Origin of the sequence: Massilia sp. YIM B02763, from assembly GCF_030412015.1 — a bacterium.
In the GTDB taxonomy this organism is placed as follows: Bacteria; Pseudomonadota; Gammaproteobacteria; order Burkholderiales; family Burkholderiaceae_D; genus Telluria.
Map to the genome: position 1 here is coordinate 14,487 of NZ_JASNRD010000034.1, position 20,593 is coordinate 35,079.

30 protein-coding genes are annotated in these 20,593 nt (G+C 64.6%); 28 read left to right on the forward strand and 2 right to left on the reverse strand.

The genetic code is table 11. The features are described 5' to 3' along the window. The 17 genes from QPK32_RS25040 to QPK32_RS25120 form a co-directional block, all read left to right on the forward strand. The coding region (locus QPK32_RS25040) for a hypothetical protein (RefSeq protein ID WP_290415505.1) at window positions 1-209 on the forward strand (209 nt) is incomplete at its 5' end. Continuing rightward, complete coding sequence (locus QPK32_RS25045) at window positions 206-826, forward strand: phage baseplate assembly protein V (RefSeq protein ID WP_290415506.1); 621 nt, start codon at window positions 206-208, stop codon at window positions 824-826. The genes QPK32_RS25040 and QPK32_RS25045, both read left to right, overlap by 4 nt. Then, entirely contained in the window at window positions 826-1,182 is a 357-nt protein-coding gene (locus QPK32_RS25050; protein WP_290415507.1) for a GPW/gp25 family protein, read from the forward strand. Before QPK32_RS25045 ends, QPK32_RS25050 begins: the two co-directional genes overlap by 1 nt. Next, window positions 1,179-2,063: a baseplate J/gp47 family protein gene (locus QPK32_RS25055; RefSeq protein WP_290415508.1), complete on the forward strand. Its 885-nt coding sequence runs from the start codon at window positions 1,179-1,181 to the stop codon at window positions 2,061-2,063. Before QPK32_RS25050 ends, QPK32_RS25055 begins: the two co-directional genes overlap by 4 nt. Window positions 2,064-2,071: 8 nt before the next feature. Further along, window positions 2,072-2,602 (forward strand): phage tail protein I, encoded by a 531-nt coding sequence (locus QPK32_RS25060; RefSeq protein WP_290415509.1) that lies wholly within the window; start codon window positions 2,072-2,074, stop codon window positions 2,600-2,602. Next, a complete protein-coding gene (locus QPK32_RS25065) occupies window positions 2,599-3,339 on the forward strand; it encodes a phage tail protein (RefSeq protein ID WP_290415510.1) in 741 nt (246 codons plus the stop codon). The genes QPK32_RS25060 and QPK32_RS25065 overlap by 4 nt, the downstream gene beginning before the upstream one ends. Window positions 3,340-3,348: 9 nt before the next feature. Next, window positions 3,349-3,681, forward strand: coding sequence for a hypothetical protein (locus tag QPK32_RS25070; RefSeq protein ID WP_290415511.1), 333 nt, complete (start codon window positions 3,349-3,351; stop codon window positions 3,679-3,681). Between the two features lie 2 nt (window positions 3,682-3,683). After that, window positions 3,684-4,808: a hypothetical protein gene (locus QPK32_RS25075; RefSeq protein ID WP_290415512.1), complete on the forward strand. Its 1,125-nt coding sequence runs from the start codon at window positions 3,684-3,686 to the stop codon at window positions 4,806-4,808. Continuing rightward, entirely contained in the window at window positions 4,808-5,230 is a 423-nt protein-coding gene (locus QPK32_RS25080) for a hypothetical protein (RefSeq protein WP_290415513.1), read from the forward strand. The genes QPK32_RS25075 and QPK32_RS25080 overlap by 1 nt, the downstream gene beginning before the upstream one ends. Beyond that, window positions 5,227-5,538 carry a hypothetical protein gene (locus tag QPK32_RS25085; protein ID WP_290415514.1) on the forward strand — a complete coding sequence of 104 codons (312 nt, stop codon included), beginning with the start codon at window positions 5,227-5,229 and terminating at the stop codon, window positions 5,536-5,538. Before QPK32_RS25080 ends, QPK32_RS25085 begins: the two co-directional genes overlap by 4 nt. Before the next feature lie 169 nt (window positions 5,539-5,707). Then, the gene (locus tag QPK32_RS25090; protein WP_290415515.1) at window positions 5,708-6,877 is read left to right on the forward strand and encodes a phage tail sheath protein; all 1,170 of its coding nucleotides are present in this window, start codon (window positions 5,708-5,710) and stop codon (window positions 6,875-6,877) included. Window positions 6,878-6,907: 30 nt separating this feature from the next. Further along, the gene (locus QPK32_RS25095) at window positions 6,908-7,420 is read left to right on the forward strand and encodes a phage major tail tube protein (RefSeq protein ID WP_290415516.1); all 513 of its coding nucleotides are present in this window, start codon (window positions 6,908-6,910) and stop codon (window positions 7,418-7,420) included. A gap of 65 nt (window positions 7,421-7,485) precedes the next feature. Then, the gene (locus tag QPK32_RS25100) at window positions 7,486-7,797 is read left to right on the forward strand and encodes a phage tail assembly protein (RefSeq protein ID WP_290415517.1); all 312 of its coding nucleotides are present in this window, start codon (window positions 7,486-7,488) and stop codon (window positions 7,795-7,797) included. A gap of 8 nt (window positions 7,798-7,805) precedes the next feature. Beyond that, window positions 7,806-7,925, forward strand: a complete 120-nt coding sequence (locus QPK32_RS25105; protein WP_290415518.1) for a GpE family phage tail protein — start codon at window positions 7,806-7,808, stop codon at window positions 7,923-7,925. An 8-nt stretch (window positions 7,926-7,933) separates the two neighbouring features. Further along, a complete protein-coding gene (locus QPK32_RS25110) occupies window positions 7,934-10,477 on the forward strand; it encodes a phage tail tape measure protein (protein ID WP_290415519.1) in 2,544 nt (847 codons plus the stop codon). Between the two features lie 14 nt (window positions 10,478-10,491). Next, on the forward strand, window positions 10,492-10,947 hold the full coding sequence (locus QPK32_RS25115) for a phage tail protein (RefSeq protein WP_290415520.1): 456 nt from the start codon (window positions 10,492-10,494) through the stop codon (window positions 10,945-10,947). Continuing rightward, window positions 10,944-11,981, forward strand: coding sequence for a phage late control D family protein (locus QPK32_RS25120; protein ID WP_290415521.1), 1,038 nt, complete (start codon window positions 10,944-10,946; stop codon window positions 11,979-11,981). Before QPK32_RS25115 ends, QPK32_RS25120 begins: the two co-directional genes overlap by 4 nt. Window positions 11,982-11,983: 2 nt before the next feature. Here the strand turns inward: QPK32_RS25120 and QPK32_RS25125 are convergent, their stop codons facing one another. Then, window positions 11,984-12,118 (reverse strand): hypothetical protein, encoded by a 135-nt coding sequence (locus QPK32_RS25125; protein WP_290415522.1) that lies wholly within the window; start codon window positions 12,116-12,118, stop codon window positions 11,984-11,986. Window positions 12,119-12,392: 274 nt separating this feature from the next. Between QPK32_RS25125 and QPK32_RS25130 the strand changes: the two genes are divergently transcribed. From QPK32_RS25130 to QPK32_RS25155, 6 genes are all read left to right on the forward strand, one after another. Continuing rightward, complete coding sequence (locus QPK32_RS25130) at window positions 12,393-12,695, forward strand: type II toxin-antitoxin system MqsR family toxin (protein ID WP_290415523.1); 303 nt, start codon at window positions 12,393-12,395, stop codon at window positions 12,693-12,695. Between the two features lies 1 nt (window position 12,696). Then, window positions 12,697-13,098 carry a type II TA system antitoxin MqsA family protein gene (locus tag QPK32_RS25135; protein WP_290415524.1) on the forward strand — a complete coding sequence of 134 codons (402 nt, stop codon included), beginning with the start codon at window positions 12,697-12,699 and terminating at the stop codon, window positions 13,096-13,098. Continuing rightward, entirely contained in the window at window positions 13,095-13,724 is a 630-nt protein-coding gene (locus QPK32_RS25140) for a hypothetical protein (protein WP_290415525.1), read from the forward strand. The genes QPK32_RS25135 and QPK32_RS25140 overlap by 4 nt, the downstream gene beginning before the upstream one ends. A gap of 272 nt (window positions 13,725-13,996) precedes the next feature. Continuing rightward, window positions 13,997-14,521, forward strand: coding sequence for a hypothetical protein (locus tag QPK32_RS25145; RefSeq protein ID WP_290415526.1), 525 nt, complete (start codon window positions 13,997-13,999; stop codon window positions 14,519-14,521). 99 nt (window positions 14,522-14,620) lie between these two features. Beyond that, window positions 14,621-14,896, forward strand: a complete 276-nt coding sequence (locus QPK32_RS25150; protein ID WP_290415527.1) for a hypothetical protein — start codon at window positions 14,621-14,623, stop codon at window positions 14,894-14,896. Then, window positions 14,893-15,438, forward strand: coding sequence for a hypothetical protein (locus QPK32_RS25155; RefSeq protein ID WP_290415528.1), 546 nt, complete (start codon window positions 14,893-14,895; stop codon window positions 15,436-15,438). The genes QPK32_RS25150 and QPK32_RS25155 overlap by 4 nt, the downstream gene beginning before the upstream one ends. Before the next feature lie 284 nt (window positions 15,439-15,722). Here QPK32_RS25155 and QPK32_RS25160 read toward each other — a convergent pair whose 3' ends face one another. Further along, complete coding sequence (locus tag QPK32_RS25160; RefSeq protein WP_290415529.1) at window positions 15,723-16,463, reverse strand: LexA family transcriptional regulator; 741 nt, start codon at window positions 16,461-16,463, stop codon at window positions 15,723-15,725. Window positions 16,464-16,602: 139 nt separating this feature from the next. Here QPK32_RS25160 and QPK32_RS25165 point away from each other — a divergent pair, with 139 nt between their 5' ends. The 5 genes from QPK32_RS25165 (at window position 16,603) to QPK32_RS25185 (ending at window position 20,554) form a co-directional block, all read left to right on the forward strand. Further along, window positions 16,603-16,779 carry a hypothetical protein gene (locus QPK32_RS25165; RefSeq protein ID WP_290415530.1) on the forward strand — a complete coding sequence of 59 codons (177 nt, stop codon included), beginning with the start codon at window positions 16,603-16,605 and terminating at the stop codon, window positions 16,777-16,779. A gap of 44 nt (window positions 16,780-16,823) precedes the next feature. Next, window positions 16,824-17,078 carry an ogr/Delta-like zinc finger family protein gene (locus QPK32_RS25170; RefSeq protein WP_374046787.1) on the forward strand — a complete coding sequence of 85 codons (255 nt, stop codon included), beginning with the start codon at window positions 16,824-16,826 and terminating at the stop codon, window positions 17,076-17,078. A 23-nt stretch (window positions 17,079-17,101) separates the two neighbouring features. Then, window positions 17,102-17,437, forward strand: coding sequence for a hypothetical protein (locus QPK32_RS25175; RefSeq protein ID WP_290415531.1), 336 nt, complete (start codon window positions 17,102-17,104; stop codon window positions 17,435-17,437). Window positions 17,438-17,534: 97 nt separating this feature from the next. Then, window positions 17,535-20,321 (forward strand): toprim domain-containing protein, encoded by a 2,787-nt coding sequence (locus QPK32_RS25180; protein ID WP_290415532.1) that lies wholly within the window; start codon window positions 17,535-17,537, stop codon window positions 20,319-20,321. Window positions 20,322-20,326: 5 nt separating this feature from the next. Beyond that, a complete protein-coding gene (locus QPK32_RS25185) occupies window positions 20,327-20,554 on the forward strand; it encodes a hypothetical protein (RefSeq protein WP_290415533.1) in 228 nt (75 codons plus the stop codon). The last annotated feature ends 39 nt before the right edge of the window (window positions 20,555-20,593 follow it).

Consider the following 20,593-nt stretch of genomic DNA (forward strand, 5'->3'; position numbering starts at 1 on the left):
GGGGCGCCGGCGCCGGCGCCGGGTCGGTCATGCTCACTACGTTCACGATAGTTCCATTCCAAGGTAAGGCCGCGTCGGCAGTGACGCAGGCAACGACACCATTTTCCGCAGGCCTCGCGCGCGTAGCGATGACCTGCCGATGTGCCCACAGCGGGCACATCAGCCACCAGGTGCATCGCGCGCGCGCGGGCCGCACCATGGCGGAATGAACACCAACGACCTACTCCGCCTCATCCTGAACCTGGTACGCAAGGGCAGGATCATGGCAGTCAACCACCAGGGCCCTACCCCGACCTGCCGCGTGCAGAGCGGCGAGCTTCAAACCAACTGGATCCCCTGGCTAGCCGGCGCCGCCGGCGAGACGCGCGACTGGAACCCGCCCACGGTCGGGGAGCCGGTCCTGCTGCTGTGCCCGAGCGGCGACCCGGCCAACGCCGTGGCCCTGCGCGGCCTGTACGCCGAGGACATCCCGGCGCCGGATGACAACCCGGCCACGCACACCCGCGCCTATCCGGACGGCGCGGTCATCAAGTACGACCATGCCACGCATGCCCTGACCGCGTCCCTGCCCGATGGCGGCACCGTGTACCTGGTCGCCCCGGGCTCCGTCGAGATCCATACGACTACGGCCACGATCGTGGCCAGCGAGCTGGTGAAGGTCGACGCCCCGCGCACCGAGCTGTCCGGCGACCTGCAGGTCGACGGCGCGATCGCCGCCGGCAAGGACATCAAGACGCCGGCGGACGTCAAGGCGGGCGCCGTCAGCCTGATCGGCCACCACCACATGGAGCAGGGTGATGGCAAGCCAGTGGGGGCCCCGTACTGATGCGCGGCATGGACCACACCACGGGACGCACGATCGCCGGCGTGGCGCACCTGTGCCAGTCGATCGCACGGATCCTCACGACCCCGCGGGGCTCGCGCATCGCGCGCCGGGAGTTCGGTTCCGACCTGCAGGACCTGGTCGACGCACCGCTGAACCCGGCCACGCGCTTGCGCCTGTTCGCCGCCACTGCCACAGCGCTGATGCGCTGGGAGCCGCGCTTGAAGCTGACCCGGGTTGACCTGCGGGTCGACGCCACGCAACCAGGCCGCGCCGTGATCGTGATCGAAGGCACGACCAAGGAGACCAACCAGCCGGTGGCCACGACCGTCCCGCTGAACCGGAGTACTGCAGCATGAACACCATTGACCTGTCCCAATTGCCGGTACCGACCGTCCTGGAAGTCATCGACTTCGAGAGCCTGTATGCACAGCGCAAGGCGGCAACTATCGCCCTCTTCCCGGCCGATCGCCAGGCGGAGATTGCCGCCACGCTGGAACTGGAATCGGAACCGTTGACCGTGTCGCTGCAGGAGAACACCTACCGCGAGATGAACCTGCGTCAGCGGATCAACGATGCCGCCCGCGCCGTGATGCTGGCCTATGCCCAGAAAGGCGACCTGGACAACCTGGTGGCCCTGATCGGCGTGCGGCGCCTGGTCATCACGCCGGCGGATCCGGAGAACGAGATTGCCGCCGTCATGGAGGAAGACGCGGATCTGCGCAAGCGGGCGCTCCTGGCGCCGCTGGGCTTTTCGGTAGCCGGCCCGGCCGACAGCTACAAGTCGCACGCCCTGAACGCTGACGGCGGCGTGCGCGACGTGGCCGTCAAGAGCCCAGAAGACGGCCGCGTGCTGGTGACGGTACTGGCCCGCGCTGGCGACGGCACGGCGCCGCAGGATCTGCTGGACAAGGTAGCGGACGCCCTGGCCGCCGAGACCGTCCGTCCGCTCACCGACCACGTACGGGTCCAGTCGGCCACCGTGGTGCCGTATCGCGTCCAGGCCGCGCTGGAGTTCTTCGACGGCCCCGACCGCGCCGTGGTGAAGGCCGAGGCGCTGCGCCGCCTGCAGGCCTACGTCGAGAGCTGCCGGCAGATCGGCGCCCTGGTGGCCACGTCGGGCATCGACGCGGCCCTGCACGTCGCCGGCATCAAGCGCGTCGTGCTGGCCGAGCCGGCGGCCGACGTCATCGCCGGCGATACCGAGGCGCCATACTGCGCCGCCATCCAGGTCGAGTAGGAGCGCGCATGGCCGACCTTCTCCCACCGAATGCCACCCAGCTCGATCGCGTCCTGGCCGCGGTCGGCGCCAGGATTGGCGAGCTGCCGGTACCGCTGCGCGACCTGATGAACCCGGACACCTGCCCGGTGGCCTTGCTGCCCTGGCTGGCCAGCACGCTGGCTGTCAGCCCGTGGAACGACTCATGGACCGAAACCCAGAAACGAGGCGTCATCGGGTCGGCCTACCTGGTGCACCGCCAGCGCGGCACGCTGGCCGCGCTCAAGCGCGCGTTGGACGCCCTGGGCGTCTCGGCCGAAGTGGTCGAGTGGTGGCAGACGGCGCCCGAGGGCAAGCCCTACACCTTCCAGGTCGACGTCGAGACCTACGAAGGCATGGATACCAACTACCTGCAGTCGATCAATTCCCAGATCGATGCCGTCAAGCCGGTGCGCAGCAGCTACACCGTGCGCCTGATCGCCCGCCCCAGCACCCGCGTGGTTCTGGGCATGGTGTTCACGCATGCATCCGTCACCACGATCTACCCCAAAGTGAAATGAGCACCTACTACTCCCTCCCCACCGCCGCCGGCGAAGCCGAACTTGCCGGCGCGCTGGCCGCACAGAAGACCGTGCCCTTTACGCACATCGCCGTGGGCGACGGAAACGGCGCCCAGGTCGTCCCGGACGGCCGCACCGCCTTGGTCCACCAGGTGGATATCGTGCCGATCTCGTCGATCCGGCAGCATCCGGCACACGCCAATTGGATCGTTCTCGAGGCGGCCATCCCGGAAGACCGCGGCGGCTACACCATCCGCGAGCTGGCCGTTGTTGGCGGCCGCACGGCTGGCACCGTTCTGGCGATCGGCAACTATCCCGACCTGGAAAAGCCGTTGCCGAGCAGCGGCGCCGCGAGCGCGACCGTGCTGCGGATGGTCGTTGCCTTCGAACATGGCACCGCAGCGATCAACCTGACCGTGGATCCGCAGGCCTACGCCACCCTGCAGGCCGTGCTGGACCAGATCGCGGCTCACGAGGCGAAGGCCGATCCACACCCGCAGTACATGACTTCGGACGAGGCGACATCGATGCTGGGCGATGCCCTGGCCGCTCACCTGCGCGCCCAGGATCCGCACTCCCAATACTGGACCGGCGACGAGGGCCAGGCCGCTGTCGACGGCGCCATGGCCACGCACCTGGCTGCAGCCGACCCCCACCCCCAGTACATCAACGCCGATCGCCTGGCGCAATCGGCAGCGAACAACTGGGCAGAAGAATTTTTTCGTTTAGCCAACTAAAGGACATACATGGCCAACTTGAAAGCCGGATACCTGGGCGGCGCCGAACTGGACGGCGCCAACGAGGTGATCCTTTACGAGGTGCAGGCACCGGCGATCGCCGCTACCTTCACCGTTTCCTTCTGCAACAAGGGCCAGGCGCCCGCAGCTGTGTTTCTCGCGCACGGCACCGGCGCAACGTCGGCTATACCCGGTGCGCGCTTCTGGGAGCACAACGCCGTGGTGGAGCCTGGCACCCCGCTGGAACGCACGGCGCTGGTCCTGAACGCAGGACGCAAGCTGTTCGCCTGGTCGACCAGTCCGCTGGTCGATGTCTCCGTCCACGGCTTTGAGAAGGGGTAATCATGGGACGTTATGGAAGTCAATCGAAAAACCCCACCATGGTCAATCAGGTCCCGATCGGCGGGATTTCTCCCGTCTTCCGATCGGGGGACGCCTACAAGGCAGTGGGTGAGGTCGTGTCGCGCAGTGCCTATCCGGAGCTGTCGGCAGCATTTCCACGCAACGGCATCCTGGTCGCTAACAAGCTTAACGTCGACATCACGGCAACCGGCGGATGGAATTCAATCGAGTACGGAAATGGCTCCTATGTGATGGTGGGGGGTACTTCTACCAGCACAACGAACATCGGTGCGCAATCCTACGATGGCCGGACCTGGCTGCAGACGGCGCTGCCGGCACTGGGCAACTGGATCTCGGTAAAGTGGGGAAATGGGACCTTTGTTGCCGTATCGAGCGAAGGCTATCTGGCCACCTCAAAAGATGGCATTACTTGGACGTACCGCGGCACCGTCGGCGTCACTGGTATTCGGTCTATGGGATTTGGTGACGGAAAATTCGTCCTGGTCCGCGACGCTTCCGGCAACATGTGCTACACCTCGGTCGATGGTGTCAACTGGACGCGTCGGACCCTACCAGAAACAACGACCTGGGGCGCAGTGGTCTATGGAGGCGGTACGTGGTTGGCAGTCGCGCGCGATGGCACTGCTGCAGCGACCTCCCCTGACGCCATCAACTGGACAGCTCGCACCCTTCCTGCTGCAACACCATCCGGAACCGTTACTACGGTCTATGGCCTTGGACAATTCATGGTTGCGGCATCGGGAAGTACTGGATACACCTTGTCGACTTCTCCAGATGGCATTAACTGGACCCCGCGCAATATTGGCAGCAATATGAACGGAGCTGTTTATGGTGCGGCTTATGGCGACGGCACCATCGTTCTCGGCCTGAGCAGCAGCAGCTGGGGCAGCTACTCCATTACCTCCCACGACGGCGTCACCTTCCGTATGCGAAAGAGCGGGCAACTGTACGGAAACTTGGCATATGGAGCCGGGCAATTCGTCTGCGCGGACGGCGGCAATTCCACTGTGACGTTGGTTTCTATCGAAAACTACGCGAACAGCACCGTTCCGAGCGACTACATGTACATTTCCGGCGCCGCCGGACAGTTTGTGCGAGTGAAATAATGACAGCATGGATTCTTGACGCAGCCGGGTTCGTCACCGGCCTTTTCGATGGTCCCGGCCAACCTGCCAACAGCGTGACTATCCAGCCACCTCAAAACGCAGCGCAGCCGCTGCGCTTCGTGAACGGTGCATGGCTGATCCAGCAGCCGCCAGGCCCTCCCACTGTCGGCCCGAACGAGTTCTACTTCCTCTGGACGATGGACGAACAGATTGCCATCGACAAGCTGCGCGAGACCGACGACGGCATCAAATTGTTCATGCGTCGCCTGGACGATCCCCGCACCACGGAAGTGGTATTGGCGGATCCAACCGTGCAGGCCGCGATCTGGCACACCGTCGACAAGCTCGTGGAAACGGGGATCGTGAACCAACAGGACGCATCCGGCCGCGTCGCCGCGATTATTGCCGGCCCAGCCCGATGATCCGCCGCGCCGTCAGGTTTGTGGGCAAACGTCTGGGCTTACTGGTCATCCTCGTGGCCTGCCAACTGGCACATGTCCTAGCCACCACGTGGATGTTATTCGCCATCCTGGCAGGAAGCGATCGCGCGTGGACCATTGCCATCGGCTATGACCAGCTCGCCAATGCCACCACCGGCGGCAATCCCGACGAGACCATCAGCAGCCGCGCCAACCGGGCCTGGAAGGAAAACGAGGTGTGGGGTTGCGTCCTGTGCCGGCTCCTGGGCTGGCTCGACAAGGACCACTGCAGTAAGTCCGCGGGCACCTGATCCGATGCACGGCCACCACCTGGTGGCCGTTTCTTTATGTGCCCGCAGCGGGCACATCCGCTGCCGAGTGCGCTTCGCGCGCGCACGGGCCATCCTGTCACCCACGATTCATTCAATCGAACCGGCCGCCCCCCGGCCTCCCCTTTTCACCAACCAGGAGCATCCAACTATGGCTGACGAGTACCACCACGGCGTACGGGTCATCGAAAAAAACAACGGCTCGCGCCCGGTGCGCACCGTTTCCACTGCAGTGATCGGCGTGGTCTGCACCGCATCCGACGCGGACCCGGTCGCCTTCCCTCTCAATACCCCGGTGCTGCTGACCGACGTGGTCGCAGCCCAGGCCAAGGCCGGCGTCCTGGGCACCCTGCGCACCACGCTCAACGCGATCGGCCTGCAGACCAAGCCCTTTACCATCGTGGTCCGTGTCGAAGAAGGCGCCGATGCCGCGGCAACCGCGTCCAACGTCATCGGCGGCACGACCGCGGACGGCAAGTACACCGGCCTGCGGGCGCTGCTGGCGGCGGAGTCGCAGCTGGGCGTGAAACCGCGCATTCTCGGCGCGCCAGGCCTGGACAGCGAGGCCGTGGCCACGGAGCTGGCCGCCATCGCCCAGAAGCTGCGCGGCTTCGCGTACGTCTTCGCCTTCGGCTGCAAGACCAAGGAGGAAGTGGTCGCCTACCGCGAGCAGTTCGGTGCGCGCGAGCTGATGGTGATCTGGCCCGAGTTCATCCAATGGGACACCACCAAGAACAAAGACCAGGTCGTGCCGGCCGTCGCCTTCGCGCTGGGCCTGCGCGCCAAGATCGACCAGGAGGTCGGCTGGCACAAGACCCTGTCCAACGTCGCCGTCAACGGCCCGACCGGCATCTCGGCTGACGTGTTCTGGGACCTGCAGGATCCGGCCACCGATGCCGGCTACCTGAACGCGCACGACATCACCACGCTGATCCGTTCGAACGGCTTCCGTTTCTGGGGCTCGCGCACCTGTTCCGACGACCCGCAGTTCGAATTCGAAAGCGCGACCCGCACCGCCCAGGTCATGGCGGACACGATGGCCGACGGCCAGATGTGGGCGATCGACAAGCCGATGACCCCGGCGCTGCCCCGCGACATCATCGAGACCATCAACGCAAAGATCCGCGACATGGTCGGCAAGGGCTACCTGATCGGCGGCCGCGCCTGGTACAGCGACAACAACTCGGCGGACACCCTCAAGGCCGGCAAGCTGCGCATCGCCTATTCGTACACCCCCGTGCCGCCGCTGGAAGACCTGACCCTGGAGCAGAACTACACCGACGAATTCCTCATGGACTTCGCCGCCCAGGTCGCAGCGTAACAATTGCACATTTAACAAGGAGAAACACCGATGGGCATGCCCCGACAACTCAAGACCTTCGCCACCTTCATCGACGGCGTTGGCTACGCCGCCGAGTGCAACGAAGTCACCCTGCCGAAGCTCACCCGCAAGATGGAGGAATACCGCGGCGGCGGCATGAACCGCCCGATGATGACCGACAACGGCGGCGAGAAACTGCAGCTGGAGCACAGCTACGGCGGCCTCATGCGCGACATCCTCAAGCAGTACGGCGTCACCACGCACGACGGCGTCCAGATCCGCTTCGTGGGCTCCTACCGCGCCGCGGACCAGGCGGACCCCATGGCGGTCGAAATCACCGCGCGCGGCCGCCACAGCGAAATCGACATGGGCACGGCCAAGCCGGGCGACGAGACCACCTTCAAGGTCACTACCGAACTGAGCTACTACAAGCTCACGATCGATAACGAGGACGTCATCGAAATCGACATCCTCAACGGCATCGAGAAGGTCAACGGCGTCGACCTGACCCAGAAGGACCGCAAGGCCATCGGCCTGGCCTAAGGCCGCCACCAGGCCGCCGCGCGCCGGCGGCCTTCATCCCCACGTCTACCTGAGAACACCACATCATGAGCAACGAGAAAAACCCGAACACCGTCGAGCTGGACACCCCGATCAAGCGCGGCACCCAGGAAATTACCGAAGTCACCCTGCGCAAGCCGAGCGCCGGCGAGCTGCGCGGCGTGTCGCTGCAGGCCATCTGCAACTTCGACGTCGACGCGCTGCTCAAGGTTCTGCCGCGCGTCACCACGCCGGCCCTGACCGCCCACGAAGTCCACGCCATGGATCCGGCCGACCTGATCCAGATGGGGGACAAGTTCGCTGGTTTTTTGGCCCCGAAGAAGGCGATGGCGGATTTCTTGGCATCCCAGACCGAGTAGAGGAAGTCATGGCCAACATCGCCGCCGTGTTCCACTGGCCGCTGCAGGCGATGGTCGACCTCACCCTCCCCGAACTGATGGAGTGGCAGGAGCGGGCACGGGCCCGCATCCCGTCGCCCGAAGAATGACCTGAACCATGGCCAATGACCTGAAACTACGCGTGGTCCTGGATCTGATCCAGAACGCCACCGGCCCGCTGCGCAACATGATGAGCGGCAGCAACCGCGCCGCCACGTCCATCAAGGCGACCCGCGACCGGCTCAAGGAGCTGGACCGGGCCCAAAAGGACGTGGCGTCCTTCCGCGAGCTGCGCACCGGCGCCGCTGCCACGTCCAACCAGTTGCAGGCCGCCCAGGCCCGTGTCGACGCACTGGCCCGCCAGATCGGCGCCGTCGGCGCGCCGACGCGCGCGATGTCGCGTGACTTCGCCCAGGCCCGGCGCGAGGCCGCCGCACTGCGCACCACGCACGACCAGCAGCAGCAGCAACTACAGCAACTGCGCGCCCGCCTGTCCGGCGCCGGCATCGACACCCGCCAGCTCGCCCAGCACGAGCGTGACCTGCGCGCCAACGTCCGCGCCACGACCACGGAGCTGGAGCGGCAGCAGCGCGCCCTGGGCGAACTGGCCGCACGCCAACGGCGCCTAAACGACGCGCGCGCGCGCATGGAGGCGACCCAGCGCACCGCCGGCAAGATGGCCGGATACGGCGCTGGGGCGGCCGCTGCCGGCGCCGCTACCGGCGCCGCCATGGCGGTCCCCGTCCGCGAGTACGCCAAGGCCGAGGACTCCGCCACCCAACTGTCCGGCGCCCTGATGCGCGCCGGCGCCGTCGTCCCGCCCGAGTTCGCCAAGATCAACGCCCTGGCCATGAAGATGGGCGACAAGCTGCCCGGCACCACGTCCGACTTCCAGGACATGATGACGATGCTGACCCGCCAGGGCATTTCGGCGCAGTCGATCCTGGGCGGCATGGGCGAGGCCACCGCCTACCTCGGCGTGCAGTTGAAGAAGGCGCCGGACGAGGCGGCCGAATTCGCCGCCAAGCTGCAGGACGCGACCAAGACCAGCGAGAAGGACATGCTCAGTCTGATGGACGTGATCCAGCGGACGTTCTACCTCGGCGTCGACGACAACAACATGCTCAACGGCATGGCCAAGCTGGGCCCTGCCATGGATACGATCAAGATGAAGGGCCTGGAAGGCGCCAAGGCCCTGGCACCGCTGCTGGTCATGGCCGACCAGTCGGGCATGGCCGGCGAAGCCGCGGGCAACGCCTACCGGAAGGTGTTCCAGATGGGCCTGGACAAGAAGAAGGTCGACAAGGCCAACAAGAGCCTGGCGCCGGGCCAGCGCCTGGACTTCACCAATGGCAAAGGCGAGTTCGGCGGCCTGGACAACATGTTCAAGCAGCTCGACAAGCTCAAGGGCCTGACCACCCAGAAGCGGCTGTCCGTGCTGAAAGAGGTATTCGGGGATGACGCGGAAACCTTGCAGGTCATCTCCCTGCTGATGGAAAAGGGCGTCGACGGCTACCGCGAGGTGCAAGGCAAGATGAGTGCCCAGGCGTCCCTGCAGGAGCGCGTCAACCAGCAGCTCGGCACGCTGAAAAACCTGTGGGAAGCCGCCGGCGGCACCTTCACCAACACGATGGTGGCCTTCGGGGAGACCATCGCACCGGAGCTGAAGGCGACGACCGAGTGGCTGGGCGAGACGGCCCAGAACGTGGGCGCCTGGGCGCGCGAGAATCCGCGCCTCGCTGGCGGCCTGATGAAGACCGCCGCCGTGCTGGCCATCATCCTGGCCGCCGGCGGCGCCCTGCTGCTGATGCTGGCCAGCGTCCTGGGCCCACTCGCCGCGGTCCGGTTCGGCCTGACCGCCCTCGGCCTGCAGGGCGGGATCCTGTCTGGGGTCCTGGGCGGCGCCGGCGCGGCGCTGCGCCTGGTGGGCACCGCCATCATGTTCATCGGCCGCGCGCTGATGATGAACCCCATTGGCCTGGCCGTCACGGCCATCGGCCTGGCCGCCTATGGGATCTACAAGTACTGGGGGCCCATCAGCGGCTTCTTCACCGACCTGTGGGAGCGGGTGAAGGTCGCGTTTGCCGGCGGCTGGAGCGGCATCGGCAATTTCCTGTACCAGAACTTCGCCATCCTGATGTCCTGGTTCGGCGTCCAGTTGCCGGCCAAGTTCACCGAATTCGGCGGCAACCTGGTCTCCGGCCTGGTCAACGGCATCACCAGCGGCATGGGCGCCGTCAAGGACGCCATCGGCAACATGGGCTCGGCCGCCATCGGCTGGTTCAAGGAAAAGCTAGGCATCCACAGCCCAAGCCGGGTGTTCGGGGAGCTGGGCGGGTTCATCAGCCAGGGCGCGGCGATCGGCATGGAGAGCGAGCGCGGCCGTGTTGCGCGCGCGGCCGTCGGCCTGGCCACCGCGGCCACGACAGCATTTACCCCCGTAGCGGCCACACCGCTGCAGGTGGGACCAGGTGCAGGCGGCCCACGCGCCGGCGCTGCAGCAGCAGGAGCGGCACCGGCCGCGGCGCCGGCAGCGTACACCATCAACATCTACCCGCAGGCAGGCATGGACGCCGCAGCGATCGCGCGCGCCGTGCGCGCCGAGCTGGACAAGCGCGACCGCGACAAGCAGGCCCGCGTCGGCTCGCGCCTGGGCGACTAGGAAGGAAGGGAACTATGCTTTTCTCACTCGACCAATTCGTGTTCGGGATGGACACGTTGAATTTCCACGAGCTGCAGCGGCAGACGCAGTGGAAGCACCGCAATACCTCCCGCGTGGGCGCGCGCGATGCGCGCCAGTTCACCGGCCCGGGGGACGACACGATCACTATCACGGGCCTCCTGATCCCGGAGCAAACCGGCGCTCTGTCGGCCCTGCTGGACCTGCGCAAGATGGCTGACGCCGGCGGCGCCTACGCGCTCGTCGACGGCGCCGGCACGGTATACGGCGCCTTCCTGATCGAAAGCATGAACGAAGGGCAGACGCTGCACGACCGCCAGGGCGTGCCGCAGCGCGTGGAATTCACCCTGTCGCTTACCCGCACCGACGACGACAAGGTGGTCTCGATGTCGAGCGCGGCCGGGCCGATCGGGGACGTGGCGGACGGTTCGGACTTCGCGGGGTACGCATGACGGCCACCCGCACCGCTGACTTCCGCATTACCCTGGACGGCCGCGACCTGACCAGCAGGATCGAGCCGCGCCTGCAGGGCCTGACCGTGACCGAGTGCCGCCAGGACGAGGCCGACACGCTCGACCTGACCCTGGACGACCACGACAACCGGCTGGACATCCCGGAGCGCGGCGCCGTGCTCGAGGTGGCCATCGGCTGGCAGGGGGAACCACTCACGTCCAAGGGAAAATTCACCGTCAACGAGGTCGAACACTCCGGCGCTCCGGACATCATCACCATCCGGGCCCGCAGCGCGTCGATGACCAAAGGCATGGGCGAGCGCAAGGAGAAAAGCTGGCACGGCAAGACCATCGGCGCAATCGTGGGCGCGATCGCCGCCACGCACAGCCTCAAGCCGGCCGTGGCGGCCGCCCTGGGCAAGATCCAGATCCCGCACATCGACCAGACCAACGAGAGCGACATGGCCTTCCTGGCCCGCCTGGCCAAGCGCTACGATGCCGTCATGACCGTGAAGGACGGCAACCTGCTGTTCGTACCGATCGGCGAAGGCAAGACCGCCAGCGGCCGGCAACTGCAGGTCCTGGCGATCGCGCGCCGCGACGGCGACCAGCACCGATACCACATCGCGGAGCGGGAGAACTACGCCGGCGTGAAGGCGCAGTACCACAGCGGCGCCAAGGGGGCCACCAAGGACGTGATCGTCGGCGGGGAGAGCGAGAAGAATCTCAAGGTGCTGCCGGAGATCTACCCGAACGAGGCCGAGGCCAAGGCGGCCGCCGAGGCCGAGGCCAAGCGCATCGGCCGCAGCCAGGCCACCATGGACTACACCCTGGCCCAAGGCCGCGCAGAAATCTTCCCCGAGCTGCCGGTCACCGTCAGCGGGTTCAAGCCGAAGATCGACGAGACGCCTTGGCTGGTCAAGCGCGTTCGTCACGTCATCGGGGAAGGCGGGTTCACATCCGCGCTCGAGCTGGAGATGCGTGACGACCCGACCACCGACCGCCACCGCTCCCACTTCCGGCACAGCAAATAGCCTCACCGGCCGAACCAGTCGTCGGCCCACTCCCACCACCGCACCGCGCGGCTCGCGTAGTACGCAGTCTTCGCCAGGTTGGCCAGCACGGCCGACCACTTGCGCGCCTGGCGCGCCATCTTGTTCAACTTAAGCATTCCCGCTCCATGTATCAGGGTTACAGCCCGTATTGGGCCCGAGCGGCGCGGGCAAATCCTCTGGTGGGTTTTCCGCGCACATCTCGTATAGCGTTATTCGACGTGTGGGTAAGAATTGGACACCGACATGCCTCTGCCCTTGTCCCTACTTTTCCTAACTGTCCTGGCCAGTAGGCCGTCACGACAAAATAGCCGTCCAGTCATGGCGTGGTTGCAACATCTTTTTCATTAACCTAATTGCCAAATATTTGGCAGATAGGTTAATATACGTCTCATGGAAAAACACACCGCCCACTGCAAACTGCACATCGTCAAGGCCCTGGTCGAAGCCGGCCGCGTGACGGCAACCGCTACCGCGACCGCAGGCGCCCGCGCCGTCGGCATCGACACCCTGCAGGGCATGTGCGATGTGGTCCTGACCCTGACCAGCCAGGACTTCTACAAGAGCATGACCACCCATGCGAATCACCGGGTGTGGCAGGACGTCTACCACGCCGAGACGGCGGACGGCGTGGCCCTCTACGTGAAGCTGACCGTAATCGATGACCTGGTCATCGTTTCTTTCAAGGAGCTGTGAAATGAAGAACTGCCCCAACTGCGGGGCACCGTCCCCGGTGCATGACACCCGCGACGTGCCCTATATGTATAAGGACCAGACGACGACGATCCCGGACATTTCCGGCCACTTCTGCGGCACCTGCGGGGAAGTCACGCTCGACCGGGGCGACGTCGACCGCTACAGCGCGCTGATCGGCGCCTTCGAACGTTCGGTCGACCGCGACCTGGTCGACCCGACCTTCATCCTGGGCGTGCGCCGCCGGCTGAAACTGGACCAGCGCGAGGCCGGGGTGATCTTCGGCGGCGGCGCCAATGCGTTTTCCCGCTACGAGAACGGCAAGGTCCGACCGCCGCTGTCCCTGGTCAAACTGCTGCGGCTGCTGGACCGCCACCCCGAGCTGCTGGCCGAGGTGCGCGAATGATCGACGGCATCGACCTAGTCGACGTGGCGCGCGCCAGTGGCCTGCGCGGCTTCCTGCACGGCGTGAACGCGACCGATGCGCGCGCGCTGCTGGGCCAATTCGTGCTCGAGCTGGAGCGCCGGCGCGGCCCGCTGGTCGAACGCCTGGTGTGGAAGGACGCGGCCGAGCTGCCCGACGTCGACGTCACCTTCCAACTGTTTGACCCGGAGGCGAGCGAGCCAGTGTGGCCTGGCTACTACGACGGCGAGCGCTGGGTGTACGCGGACGGCATGCCGGCCACGCCGACCCACTATGCCGACATGCCGCGCGGGCCGGCGCCGGCGTCGCCGTTCACCGAACACCGCGTGCTGGTCCTGGAGCGCTCGCACATGGGGTCACTGCTGCGCACCCTCGTGCTGCACCTGGACGCCGGCGGCACAACGCCGAGCTGGCGGCCGGATCTGCACTTGAGCGTGCAGGGCGAGCGCGTCACCGCGGCGATGCTGGCGGCTGCCCAACCGGGCATGCCGGTCGACCCGGAGCTGTCCAGGCTGGCCGACGAGGTGCGGGCGCTGCGCGCGCGCTGGGACGAGGAAGAGGAAAGGCTGGAAGCGGCGGGCGGACGATCGCGCCGGCGCTACGGATAACCGCAATGTCGCACTGGCAGTGCGGGTGTGAGTGTTTCAGCGTGCCGGCGCCGGCAAGTGCTTTCACTCACGCTGTCTGCGATTTCCAACGTTGGAAATGTGACCAGGTGCGGCGCTGCGCCGATGCTGACGAGGCTGGCGAGCCACCCGCAAGAGTGTTTCAGCGTAGGCATGCGCCGGCCGCAAATTGCGCGGAACGACGAACAACTCCGGCCAGGTCGAGCGCCGAAGCGCGCAGCCCGACCGAAGCGGCCCATAGCGAAAGAGAGCCCATGACTGAATTGAGTGCTGACCATCAACGCGCGAACCGGCTGCATCTGACCATGTTGGATATGCAGGATGCCCGGCGCTACCTTGACGCCTATACGAATCTGGAAGCGCTGGAAAAAGAAGTGATAGCGGATATTTCCTCAACGGTGCGTGAAGCGCTCATAGTCGCGGCCATCGTGGCGTACTGTCGACCGTTCAAATACAACACATCTCCAGGGCAAGCTGACGCGAAGCTATGGATAGATGGGTTCTGGGACGTCACCGCCGAGCAGCGGGCGCTCCATCACCTCATCACAACAAAACGGGACAAGTTCGTCGCCCATGCCGATTGGGAAGCGAGGTCAACAAAAATCGTGGACCTGACCGAAACCGGTGTCGAGCGAACCTTCTCCGTCCCGGATCTGATGGAAGGGTTGGAGCCTGAAAAGTTTCAAGCCCTTGCACTGGCCGTCGAGCGCGACAGTTACTACCAAGCGATTTCCTTGCAATACCGGATTTACAGAGAGCGGCGCCAGGAAGGTACATAACGGCCATTATGTCTAATAGACCCCTACATCGCGCTGGCCACCGTTTTACACTTTAGTATAAAGTGTCGAACACTTTGCACTTTTACGGCATACATAATTATGGATAGCGTCACAATCGAGACGGCCAAGACACTGGTCGCCACCAATGCCGTCACCCGGGCCATCATCGAATGCTTCGACGGCCGCCGCTGGGCCATCGTGTTGCGCGGAAGGAATGAGTTCGTGATCCGCTCCGCGCGCCAGAACCCGAAGGCCTTCGCCAAGGTCGAAACCGCCCTGGTCGAGATCCAGGGACTGGGCCTGCGCCACGCCGAGATTGACTTTACTAAATGGCAACGAGAACAATCCACTATCCCTGAAAGGACAACTGCATGAACACCACAAACACTAACTACGGTGGCATCGACCTAAACCAGCTACCCAGCGACCTGGTCGCGGCCGGGATCCTGACGGACATTGGATGCCGCGCGCTGCGCGACGGCGACTACGTGCAGGCCGACTTGCAATTCATCGCGCGCCTGATCGAGTTCGGCCGGATGCAGGCGACGACGTCAGCGGCTTCGGCAGACGGCGAGGAAGAGCGCGGCAGCACCCGCGCGGCGGCGCTGGCAGCGGATAACAAAACCTATACCTATGAGATCAACCCGCGCCCGGACGAGCTGGGCGGCGGCTGGAACCTGCGCATGCTGCACGACGGCATGGAGGTAGGCGGCGGCGTCTTCCCGGTCGTGGCCGACGAGGCCGCCGGGATCGCCTGGTGGAATGGACTGGGAGAGGAAGATCGGGCTTGGCACCTGCAGCAGTGCGCGCCGGCATTGCCGACCGCAGCCAATGCCTATCGAGCGCACCTGCTGGTCGAGGCCTACAACGATGCGGAGGAAACCGCCGCCAACTGGCTAGACAGCCGAACTACATAATGCAACGTTAACTATACGTATAAAAAACATCGTTTATACATCAACATAGCATTATGATGCCACATTAAATCAGAAAAAGCGGCATTGCACTTGCGCAAACCACCATCAAAAAGTACTGTATACCCATACAGTACTTTTTAGTTCCTTAATGTCACTGTTGGCGGAAACACAAACGCCATATCGAGAAGGGACAGGGTTGATCGCAGGGGGATGAAATGGGCAGGAATGGACGCGCTGGACGCGATAGCGGCGCTTGTGGAAAGCGCCGCGGGGGAGAGGCTGGATTATCGAACCGATCGCACAGAGGCGTGGCAGTAGCCGATTATCTCGATGCTGTCTTCCTCGCCCTTCTTTACCACGTCGACCATATAGGCCGGGTTATCGTTCGACAGCCGGATCGAGCCGTCGACCATACGTTGGACCCGCTTGAATCGCACCGTGTCACCGAAGCGCACCAGGAACACGCCGTCCGTGTCGCGCGGCCGGCGATCCACCACTACCATCTCGCCATCGACAATCGTCGGCTCCATCGGGTCGCCCACGGCGCGAACCATGACCGTATCGTCAACCGTCAGCCCCTCCTGGTCGAGCCAGGAACACGGGACTTTCCACGCGAAGCCGCGGTTGTCCAGGTCGAACTGCCCCATATCCAGGACGGGCAGATCCACATAGCCAGGAATGTCCACGGGCTGCATTTGTATGCCTGCATCGCCTGGCACCTCGACCGCCTGGGGCGACGTCGAATCGACATCAACACCGCCGCCTTCTTCCGCGCCGGCCTCCGCTACAGCATGCTCCGCGGCATCCTGAGAACCACGGCCCAGGACCAGCCAATCCAGGCTGACGTTGTGGCGCACCGCCAACAACAGGCATTCCTTGAACGGTACGACGCCGCGCGCCTTCCATCCGCCGGCGGTACTCCGGCCACCGCCGAAGTATGTCGAGAGCTGAACGTCGGCTTCAAAGCCGAGTACCTGCTTCATTCGTTCAACAATGTCGTGCACCTGATGTTTGTTATTTTCCATATTCTTAGAGTGTGTATTGCAAATTTCGGTCGAAGTGCTGTACGGATGCGCGAGTAGAGCGTAGAATTTTGCGTAATGCAACAGTTATTTACATGTTGTAACGTTGCGAAACAAAATGTGCAAGAACTACATCTACACCATGAAGAAACCTCAAGACACGCGTGTCCCAATTCCTCTCACGGCGGAAGAGAACCAGAAATTGCAGCAGTTCGCTGATGACGAGTACCGCAGCAAACAGTCGATGGCAGGAATTATCTACCGGCTGGGCATGAAAACCTATCTGAATAGTAGGGAAATCAACCACCAAGGTCAGTAAATGCAAGGACGGGGGGCGTCTTTCCAATTACCGACATATTCATCATGAGCCTGCGAATCATTATCCGTTGTCCGCATTGCAAATCCCGCGCTGTTGCACGCAGCAGCCAGGAAAAGACGGCAACCATGCGCGAAATCACCTACCAGTGCACCGACGTGGAGTGCGGCTATACGTACGTCACCTCCCTGGAAATCGTGCGTGGCCTCTCCCCATCCGGTAAGCCCAACACGGCCGTGCGCGTGCCGATGTCCCAGCACATCAAGGAACGCGTGATGCAACAGATGCTGTTGCCTGTATAGACCGAATCTACGGAATGAAGCCTATGTCTACCCCAGCCCTCGCCTGCAGCGCACTGACCTACCTGCGGGACCATGAAGATGAACACCTGAGCCGCGACCGGGATCTGCTGGTCGAACGGTGCGTCGACCACCTGGTGGCCACCGCTTACGTTTCGGCAGAGACCGCGCGCACCGCCACGCTGCAGGCCATGGGCGAGCTGCTGTCCCGTAACAGCAAGGCCCAGATCGACTGCACCCGCACCACCAGCTTCACCCTGTTCATGACCGACGACCGCGGCAATCCGGTCGTTCTCCTTGCCGCCGACCTGACGCTGCTGGTCGAGCAGGCCAAGCTATCGCCGCCGCGCTCGGCGGTCTGACCGATTCCAAGAAGAAAGCACCCGCCGCCGCGCATCCGCGCTGCGGCAAGGGTTTGCTCATGCCTACGCACTAGAGAAAAACCGAAAGCCCTAATAAATGGCCTCGATAGACGACCTGAAACGCACCATTGACCTGCACGACCTGGCCAGCCGCCTGGGCCTCCGCCTGGGGCCGGGACAGGACCCCGGCAAGGGCAAAGCCCTGTACCACTCCCCGCACCACAAGGACAAGAGCCCTTCCCTATCCATCTTCGTCGACGACCGGGAACACGGGACTGGCTGGAAGGACTGGAGCAGCGGCGAGGGCGGATCCTGCATCGACCTGGTGTGCTACTACCACGGGTGCGGCGTCAGCGAGGCCATGCGGATCCTGCATGAAATGTTCTCCATTCCGTACAGCACGCCGGACAAGGCCGACGAGCCCCGCCAGCCCGCAACCCTGGCCGAAAGCATCGCCAAGCGGTCCCTGATGGACAAGGACCAGGTCAAGGACTACTTGATGAGCCGCGGCATCAGCGAGGCGGCGATCGGCACTGCGCTGCGGGCCAACACGCTGGGCTTCAACACCTGGACCAGCCCGAAGGTGAAGCCCGGCGAGCAGGGCCACGGCGGCCCGGCCGCCGCCTTCATCTCCTACTACCCGGGAACCAAGCGCGTCGCCGGCGTCGACCTGCGCTACGTTGATCCCGTGCTGAACGGCGGCTACAAGACCCAAAGCCAGGGCGACAAGGACGGGATCGGCTGGACGGCCGACCCGCGCAAGCTGGAGCGCGCCCAGAACGTGGCAATCGTCGAAAGCGCGATCAACGCCCTGTCCGTCGACACCGCCGACAAGCCGACCTGGGCGGCTTTTGCCCTGCGCGGCCTGAACAATGCCGAGCTGATCGACTGGACCTTCCTGCGCGGCAAGCAGGTCATCATCTGCATGGATAACGACGAGCCCTTCCCGGCCGAACACCGCCTCGCGGGCCAGCGCCCAGGGCCGAACACCGCATGGAAGCTTTACGAGATCCTGACCGCGCTGAACATCAGCGCGCTGATCGTCGACCAGGCCAAATGGATGAAGGGCAAGGAATTCGACGGCGACGTCATCAACGACGCCAACGACTACCTGCAGGAGCACGGCGCCGTCCAGCTCGCCAAGGCGCTGGACACGCTGGAGACCTGGTTGATCCCCGGCCTGGCCGGCGACGACACCCGCAAGGGCAAGCCCCGGGTCTACCTTCCTGCCCACGACTTCGCCCAATACTATCGGTACAGGGTCAAGCCCGACTTTTCCACGTTCATCCAGAACATGGACGAGAAAGGCGACGACGGCGAGAAGACCCCGACCTACACCGACCTGTGCGGCTTCCGCGTGGCCTCGTTCAGCCGGGTTGCCGTCGCCAGCCCGACGTCGACCATGACCGGGGATCCGGATCACTCCCCCAACGTCTACTTCGCCGTGACCGTGCAGACGCCGCGCCACCGCGCCCAGCTCGTGCGCGAAGTCATGGCCGACAAGCAAGTCCACAACCTGGCGCAGTGGGGGCAGTTCGGGCCGATCTTCGAACCCAAGCGCTTCTCGCGCATGCTGACCATCCTGGAGCGCACCGCGCACCTGGGCGCACGCAACGCAGCCAACTTCGTCGGCCTCGCCTGGCTCGACGGCCGGCTGGCGGTCAACGAGGGCCCGGACTGCTACTTCACGGATCCGGAAAAGCAGTGTCCGTATTACAACCTGACCTTCCCGTCCGGCCCGCAGCAGGACGCCGCCACCGTGATCCGCGCCTATCAAAGCACCTTCCACCGCAACGCCGCCACGATCCCCCTGGTCTGGGCCCTGGGCGGGCACCTCAAGGCCCTGCTGGGGTTCTGGCCGCACATCACGGTCCAGGCCGACAAAGGCGCGGGCAAGTCGACCCTCATCAAGCGACTGGAGCGTACCCTGGGCTTCACGATGTTTTCTGGCCAGAGTCTCGAGACCGAGTTCCGTTTGCTCACCAGCATCAGCCACACCAGCCACCCCGTAGGCTGGGAAGAACTGAGCGCCCGCCGCCAGGACGTGATCGACAAGGCCGTCGGACTGTTGCAAGAAAGCTACAACTACACCGTCACCAAGCGCGGCACCGCCATGACGCCCTTCCTGCTGTCGGCGCCGGTCATGCTTGCCGGCGAGGACACCCCTGTGCGCAGCCTGCTGGGCAAGATTGTGCGCACCGACCTGACGGGCAAACGCGGGCCGCTCATGCCGGTCGACCTGCCGCGCTTCCCCGTGCGCCAGTGGCTGCAGTACCTGGCCGAGCTGGACCGTAAGGACGTGCTGGCCAAGCATCAGGCCCTGTTCGACTACTGCCTGCGCAACAGCCGGGCCAGCGCATCCGACGACGGCGCCAAGCGCATGGCCGGCAACTACGCTGCCGTGCTGCTGGCGTGGCGATACCTGGCCGACTTCGCCGGCATGGACAACATGGAAGGCGACTTCGGCAAGGACCTGGTCGCGGAGATGAACGCCCACATGACGGAGTCGGATTCCGATCGCTCGCCATGGGTCTGGATCATGGAAACCGTGCTGTCGGAAATCGACGCCGGCCGCTTCAAGCACCCATACCAGATTGGCAAGCATGAGAACGTGGAATGCCTGATGATCCGCACGTCCCACATCATCGACCACCTGGCCACGTCCCTGCACCTTCGTGACAAGTGGAACGGCATGCCGGTGAAGTCAGCCATCGTGTTCAAAAAACAACTCAAGGCGGCCGGCATCATGCATGGCGACAAGGAGTGCGAACGCACCATCCTCAACATGCGCGTGCCCAACATGGCCCCGCTGAAACTGGAAGCCCTTGCCCGGTACGGCCTGCACGTCGCCGTGACGTTGCGCAACGGCGCCAGTGCGGAGTGACCGCCATGCCGACCAACTGCATCGGCTGCCGTCGCTTCACCGTCAAGGAACGTGTCCAGCACGACCGCACCGACAAGCAGATGCGCGCCCAGGGCATGGGCCGCTGCCTGCAGGATCCTGACCCCGCGCGCTATTACCCCGCCACCCGGGAGCGCGACTGCGAAGCGCATGACCCGCTTCAACCCGCCCAGGTGCAGCAGCGTACCGCCTACCTCAACCGGCACAGGGCATAAAAAAAGGTTCATCGCGCTTTCCCGGGGAACGCATCCTTG